The sequence below is a fragment of the Candidatus Neomicrothrix sp. genome (genome assembly GCF_035329545.1).
GTDB lineage: Bacteria > Actinomycetota > Acidimicrobiia > Acidimicrobiales > Microtrichaceae > Microthrix > Microthrix subdominans.
This window is the reverse complement of sequence record NZ_DAOLGP010000065.1, coordinates 1-6011: the sequence shown is the minus strand read 5'-3', so window position 1 is coordinate 6011 and position 6011 is coordinate 1. Positions and strand designations below refer to the sequence as shown.

Here is a 6011-nt window from a genome sequence, read left to right as displayed (position 1 = left end):
CTCGGTAGAGGGGTTACCCCTACAACGGTTTTCGAGCCCGCCGCCGGATGCGGCGGATCCTCGATGGATGCTGGAGTCTAGCCGGGTTCGGGGGCTCGTTGGGGTAGCGATTGGGATAGCTGCGTCGCTGGCGGTCGCGACGCTACCGCTTCGCGGGCCACCGCGGAACCTTCTCTAGCTGGGGATCGCAGCGGTGGCGGTGCCGCGTCAGGCGAGCCAGGCTATACCCCCGAGTTCCCCCGAGGCCCAGATGTCCCGGTTCGACGAGATCGAGGCGGACTGACCGGGACTCACGGACCCTCGCCGGACGACCTGCCCCGGCCCATTTTCGGCCCAGGAAGGTGGAGAAGGAGGTCACCCGGGGGCGCGGTGCTGGGCCGGAATCAGCGGCGGGCGATGGGCCGGCCGACGCCGTTTGGCGGGCGCCTGCAATTCGTCCAAAGCGGGAGCGCGGTCGATGCCGGTTGCGCTCCCGCCCTCGCGCGGAGGGACCTGCGCTTCAATAGGCTGACGCCACGGCTAGCCCCACCGCGGCAACCGCACAGAGGATGCCCGCCCCGACTGCGATCTTCAGAATTAGGGTCGACACGCGGGCGCGCTCATACCCAGCCTGCCGGGATCCGAAACCACGTCGTTCGCTCGCCGCGTTCGATTGACCTCGGAATACACTCGCGCAATGGCGTACTCGGAGGAGCTGGCCGCGAGGATTCGAGACGTCGTCGGGGGTCGGGACGGGATCACCGAGCGCAGAATGTTCGGCGGCATCGCGTGGATGGTCAGCGGCAACATGGTCTGCGGAACGCTTGGCGAAGACCTGATGGTGCGGCTGGATCCCGACGACGCCGAGCGAGCGCTAGACGAGCCGCATGTCGACCCGATGGACTTCACCGGACGCCCGATGCGCGGCTTCATCAAGGTTGGCGCTGAAGCGGTCGCGGCGGACGCTGATCTCGCCCGCTGGATCGACCCTGGCGCGTCGTTCGCTGCCGGGCTCCCGCCGAAGGCCTGACGCGGCCCGGGGACGTCCAGCATCAAGCGCTAGACCCATGAGCCGACGGGCGCCTCGATGCGAGGCGCGCCCGTTCGGCTCCGCCGGCAGCAGTCAGGCTTGCGCTGCCGCCGTCATGTTCTTCTCCACGACCGCCATGGTCTGCTGGAGCTCGCTCGTCGGGCTGAACTCGACGACCTTCGTCCCCGCGAACAGCACCGGTGTGTGCCCGGGCGGCGCGAAGTACGCGTCCCCGGTCACATAGGTCTCCTCGCGGCCGTCGCCGAACTTGAAACTCACTTTGCCGTCAATGACGTACCCCCAGTGCGGACACTGGCAGCGGTCATCCGGCAGCCCGGTGAAGAACGGACTCAGATCAGCATCCTGCGTGTAGGTCTCAAAGCCGACGGTGTAGCCGCCCTCGAAACGCTCAAAATGGCCCTCATAGCCCTCGACCTCAACGGACTCCGAAGCGGTCGCTCTCGACGCCTTCGGCATCACTCAACCTCCCTAGGTCGGGTACCCGGCCGACGCTACTCCCCGACCTCCGCGCGAGCAACTGAGAAATATGCTCCGCAACCGGTGCAGTGCACGAGCGCAAGCGAGCGCGCGTGGCTAGTGTGGCGAGTGACGTCGATCTCCGTGCTGCAGGTCAGGCCACTCGCGGGGCCGACGACCGTGATCGTGCCCTGCGGGGCCGTGACGAGTCTGTCGCCTTGGTGGGCCTCGCCGCGGACGACGGCGCTGCGGTCGCTGATGGAGAGCCCGAGGCCTGCGCCTGGACGAGGCCTGGGGTGATCGGCGCGACATAGTTGAGCTTCAGCTCGGTGGTCGCGCCCCAGTGGCCGTCAGGGATCAGCCGGTAGACGACGGCGCCGGTGATGTGGTCGAGGATCGCGGCGATCGCGCCGCCGTGCCACGTTGCCGGAGGTGTCGGCGTCTGTGAGGCTAGGTCGGCCTCGGCCCACAGTTGGCCCGGCTCGAAGCGCAGCCAGCGTCCCCCGAGGTACTGCGGCAGCCCGGTCATCTGGTTGCCGAGAGTGAGCATCCGCTCGGCGATCTGCGGGTCGTAGAGCTCGGAGGAGCCTAGCGATGACTCGCGTGAGGAGTACCGGAGCCTGACCGCGACGACGATCCCTTCCCCCGTCAGGATCCACGGAACGTACCTCTCGGTGAACTAGATGCGATAGCGTCTCTGCCCGGAAGTGCGGACGGATCCGACAGACAACGGCGGCCTTTTCGTCGCCCGCAGGCCCGGGACGAGGCCGGTCCACTACGCCGCGCCACCGCAGGCCGCAAGCGCCGCCCAGCGACGCCGCGACGCGGTGCTCGCGGCGGGCATCCTCGGCGTGATGGTGCTGGTCAACCTGCTGTTCTGGGGGCCGGTCCCGGCCGGCTGGCTGTGGATCGTCTCGCACATCGCGTTCCTGGCCGACCACATCTTCTTCGCCCTGGTGGTCGCGTTCATCGGCATCCTGCTGACGCTGATGGCCGCGCTCGTGCTTCTGAAGCAGCTCGACCACGCCTGGGTGCTCGTGCGCCGCGCCGCGGGCGTCGACCAGCGCAGCGGCGTGATCGGCCCGGTGTTCGCCTACACCGCCCTGATCGGCGCCTCGCTGTTCGGTCTGTGGATGATCTTCGGCGGCGGCCTCGCCGACTCGCTGAACCCGCCCACCTGATGGGCCTGCTCGACCACTACAAGCAGTTCGAGGAGCTCTCGGACGAGGAGGTCAGCGCCCGCCTGCGCGAGGAGGCCGACGAGCGGCGCCGCACCGCGCTCGCCCGCGTCGACGACCTGGACCTCTCGCGCACCACCTGGCCGGACTACCCGCCCTCGGGCGTCGTCAACGCCATCACCTTCGTCGCCCGCGCCGGCCTACACCGCTACACGGAGGGGTCGACCGAGCTGCGCGCCGAGCTGGCGCTCGCCCACGACGTCGAGCCCGAGCGGGTCGCCGTCGGCGACGGCGCCTCACAGCTGTTGGCGTCCGCCGCGCAGGCGCTGATGGAGCCCGGCGACGAGCTCGTCACACCCTGGCCGTCCTATCCGCTCTACCCGATCATGGCCCGCCGCGTGCGCGGATCGTTCGTCCCCGTCCACGGCTTCGACGTCGACGCACTGCTGGCCGCGGTCACCGACCGCACCCGGCTGCTGATGCTCTGTAACCCGAACGACCCGACCGGGGAGCTGCTGCCCGTCGCCGAGCTGCGCCGCCTGCTGGAGGGGCTGCCCGAGCGTGTCGTCGTGCTGCTCGACGAGGCGCTGCGCGACTTCGTCGACGCCGAGGAGCGCGACGCCGCCCTGGCGCTCTGCGAGGACCACCCGCGACTAATCGTTTTCCGCAGCTTCTCCAAGGCCTGGGGCCTCGCCGGCCTGCGCTGCGGCTTTGCGATCGGAGGCCCCGGAGCCGAGCCGCTGATCGATGAGCTCGGCCCGCCGCTGGGCATCGGCGAGCTCGCCCAGGCGGGCGTGCTCGAAGCGCTGCGCCACGGCGGCAAGACGGTCGACCGCCGTACACGGCGTATCTCCGTCGAGCGCCGGCGCCTCCTCGAGGGCCTGCGCGAACTCCCGCTCGAGGTCACCCCGACCCAGGCGAACATCGTCTGGATCGCCGCGCGGTCGATGGACGGCGCCGAGCTCGCCGCGCGCCTCGGCCGCCAGCGCGTGGTCGTGCGCGCTGGCGGGCCGCTCGGCGACGCGCGACACGTCCGCGTGGCGATCCAGGGCAAGCTCGCGACCGACCGCCTTCTGCGTGAGATCGCGCGCTCGCTCGGCTGACCCCCGCGCGGCCAGTGCCTTCCGCACGGGCGCGCGTCAAGGGCAGGGTTGCGAGCCTCGTTCCCGAGGGGCACATGCGTAGCGCTCGGCGGCACATCGCACGTCGCCTGAGTCACCTGAATCCCGACGGCTCGCGGCCTGCTCATGGGGTGGACCTCGACCACGCCTGGAGCGCCGGCCAGCCGCCGCCCGAGACGCGGCACGGCTAGAGGACAGGCGTGCTGACGGAACGGATTGCTGGCTTTCGTGGTTTGTCAGCGACTATTTCGTTGCTGGCGTATCGGGCCCCTCGATCGAGAGCCGTGGAAGTCGCCGAGCCAGGCCGCCGGGCATCCACCAACTCACACGACCGGCGACGAACATGAGCGCCGGCACTAGCACGAGGCGTATGAGGAACGCATCAACCAGGACAGCGGTGGCCAGGCCGAGGCCGAACAGCTTGATCGTGCGATCGTCGCCGAGCATGAAGGAGCTGAAGACGGCGATCATGATGATCGCGGCGGCTGTGATGACCTTGCCAGTGAGGGCCAGGCCGTTGCGCACGGCGCCGGCGGCGTCCTTGTGGTGCTCCCACTCCTCGTGCATCCGGGTTACGAGAAACACCTCGTAGTCCATCGACAGGCCGAACACGAGAGCGAACATGAACACAGGGAGGAACGCCTCGATCGGGCCTGTCGTGTGAACGCCGATCAGTGACGCGAAGTGGCCGTCCTGGAAGACCCATGTGATCACCCCGAGGGCCGCGGCAATGGTGAGGACATTCATGACCGCTGCCTTGACCGGGATGAAGATCGAGCGGAATACCACGGCGAGTAGGAGCAGCGACAGGCCGACCACGACGAGGACAAACAGCGGCAGCTTGGACGCCAATACTGCGGATAGGTCTGCGGTCGTCGCGGTCGCGCCACCGATCCAGGCACGGACGCCGGTCACCCGCTCCACGGGCGGCACGACGTTGTCGCGCAGCCGACCGATCAGGTCGGTCGTCGCCGTAGCTTGCGGCTTGGTGGCTGGGAACACAGTCAAGATGGCGGTGTCCTTGGCGACGTTGAGGACGGGTCGGCCGACTTCGGCCACACCGTCTTCGGCCGCAAGCGCCGCCGAGAGCTTGCCGAGCGCGGCTCGATCACCGTTACGGGCCAGTTCGGCGACAACCAGCAGTGGGCCGTTGAACCCAGGCCCAAAACCCTCCGAGAGCTGGTCGTAGGCGATCCGCGTCGTGCTTCCGGGTACGTCAGTGCCCGCATCGCCGGAACCGAGTTGCACCCCGAAGAGCGGGAGCGCGAGGATGGCCAGCACCCCGAGCGTCGCGACGGCGAACAGCCGCGGGCGTCGCTCGATGGTGCCTGCCCAACGGGCGAAGCCGTGGGGCGTAGCCTCGGGCGCCTTCACCGCGCCAGGCTTGACCCGGTGGCCGAGCCAGCCGAGCAGTGCAGGGAGCAGCGTCAACGAGCCGACCATCGTGAAGAACACCGCCAGCGCGGCAGCCATGGCTGGGCCATTCAGGAACGAGACGCCGAGCAGCAGCATCCCGAGGAGGGCAACGACGACCGTCGCACCGGCGAACAGCACTGAGCGCCCGGCGGTGTCCAGCGCGTTGATCGTCGCCTCGCGCACGTCCTCGCCGGCTCGCCTCTCGCCGCGAAAGCGGTTGAGGATCAGAAGGGCGTAGTCGATCCCAACACCGAGCGCGATCATCACCGCCAGCGTCGGCGCGAAGCTTGCAATGTCGAACAATGGCGACACAGCCAGCACGATGGCCATCGCCACCGCGATCCCCGCGAACGCAACGATCAGCGGCATCGTCATCGCCGCGAACGACCCCAGGACTACGAGCAGTACGACGATCGCCACCGGGACGCCGACGACCTCGGCGGCCGACGGCTTGGGCCGTTGTGCGATCTTGATCGCCTCACCGCCGACGTTGACCTCAAGACCGTGGCTGGCTGCGGCCCTGGCGGTCTGGACCACACGATCGACATCCGCCTTTTCCAGATCATTGGCCTGCTTGTCGAACGCAAGAGTGGCGAAGCCGACCGTGCCGTCGCGACTGATCGAACCCCGGCGCGCATCTGGGCTCTGGACGCTCGCGACGCTCGGCAGCGCGCGGAGCTTGGCGAGCAGCGCCTGCACCTCGCGCCTACGACTAACGTCCGAGATGGTCCCGATATTCGCTTTGAACACGACCCGACTGGAATCCCCGGCCTGCTCTGGGAACTTGCTCCTGAGCAGGTCGACGGCGCG

The 6011-nt window shown here is 68.9% G+C and carries 6 protein-coding genes; 3 read left to right on the top strand and 3 right to left on the bottom strand.

Going from position 1 to position 6011, the window contains the following annotated elements; translation table 11 throughout:
• Positions 1–676 precede the first annotated feature (676 nt).
• Positions 677–1009, top strand: a complete 333-nt coding sequence (locus PKD89_RS19390; RefSeq protein WP_289012082.1) for a TfoX/Sxy family protein — start codon at positions 677–679, stop codon at positions 1007–1009.
• A 93-nt stretch (positions 1010–1102) separates the two neighbouring features.
• On the opposite strand, the gene PKD89_RS19385 is transcribed toward PKD89_RS19390, so the two are convergent.
• Complete coding sequence (locus PKD89_RS19385) at positions 1103–1486, bottom strand: hypothetical protein (protein WP_289012083.1); 384 nt, start codon at positions 1484–1486, stop codon at positions 1103–1105.
• A gap of 154 nt (positions 1487–1640) precedes the next feature.
• A complete protein-coding gene (locus PKD89_RS19380) occupies positions 1641–2036 on the bottom strand; it encodes a PaaI family thioesterase (RefSeq protein WP_289012084.1) in 396 nt (131 codons plus the stop codon).
• 157 nt (positions 2037–2193) lie between these two features.
• On the opposite strand from PKD89_RS19380, the gene PKD89_RS19375 reads away from it, so the two are divergent.
• Both PKD89_RS19375 and PKD89_RS19370 read left to right on the top strand, forming a co-directional pair.
• Positions 2194–2667 carry a hypothetical protein gene (locus tag PKD89_RS19375; protein ID WP_289012086.1) on the top strand — a complete coding sequence of 158 codons (474 nt, stop codon included), beginning with the start codon at positions 2194–2196 and terminating at the stop codon, positions 2665–2667.
• Positions 2667–3767, top strand: coding sequence for a pyridoxal phosphate-dependent aminotransferase (locus PKD89_RS19370; RefSeq protein WP_289012087.1), 1101 nt, complete (start codon positions 2667–2669; stop codon positions 3765–3767). Before PKD89_RS19375 ends, PKD89_RS19370 begins: the two co-directional genes overlap by 1 nt.
• Positions 3768–4028: 261 nt before the next feature.
• Here PKD89_RS19370 and PKD89_RS19365 read toward each other — a convergent pair.
• On the bottom strand, positions 4029–6011 hold a 1983-nt coding region (locus tag PKD89_RS19365; RefSeq protein WP_289012088.1), incomplete at its 5' end, for an MMPL family transporter.

Coding starts and splice junctions, on each gene's coding strand:
- PKD89_RS19380 (WP_289012084.1), bottom strand. CDS start 2,036: ATGCTCACTCTCGGCAACCAGATGACCGGGCTGCCGCAGTACCTCGGG.
- PKD89_RS19390 (WP_289012082.1), top strand. CDS start 677: ATGGCGTACTCGGAGGAGCTGGCCGCGAGGATTCGAGACGTCGTCGGG.
- PKD89_RS19370 (WP_289012087.1), top strand. CDS start 2,667: ATGGGCCTGCTCGACCACTACAAGCAGTTCGAGGAGCTCTCGGACGAG.
- PKD89_RS19385 (WP_289012083.1), bottom strand. CDS start 1,486: ATGCCGAAGGCGTCGAGAGCGACCGCTTCGGAGTCCGTTGAGGTCGAG.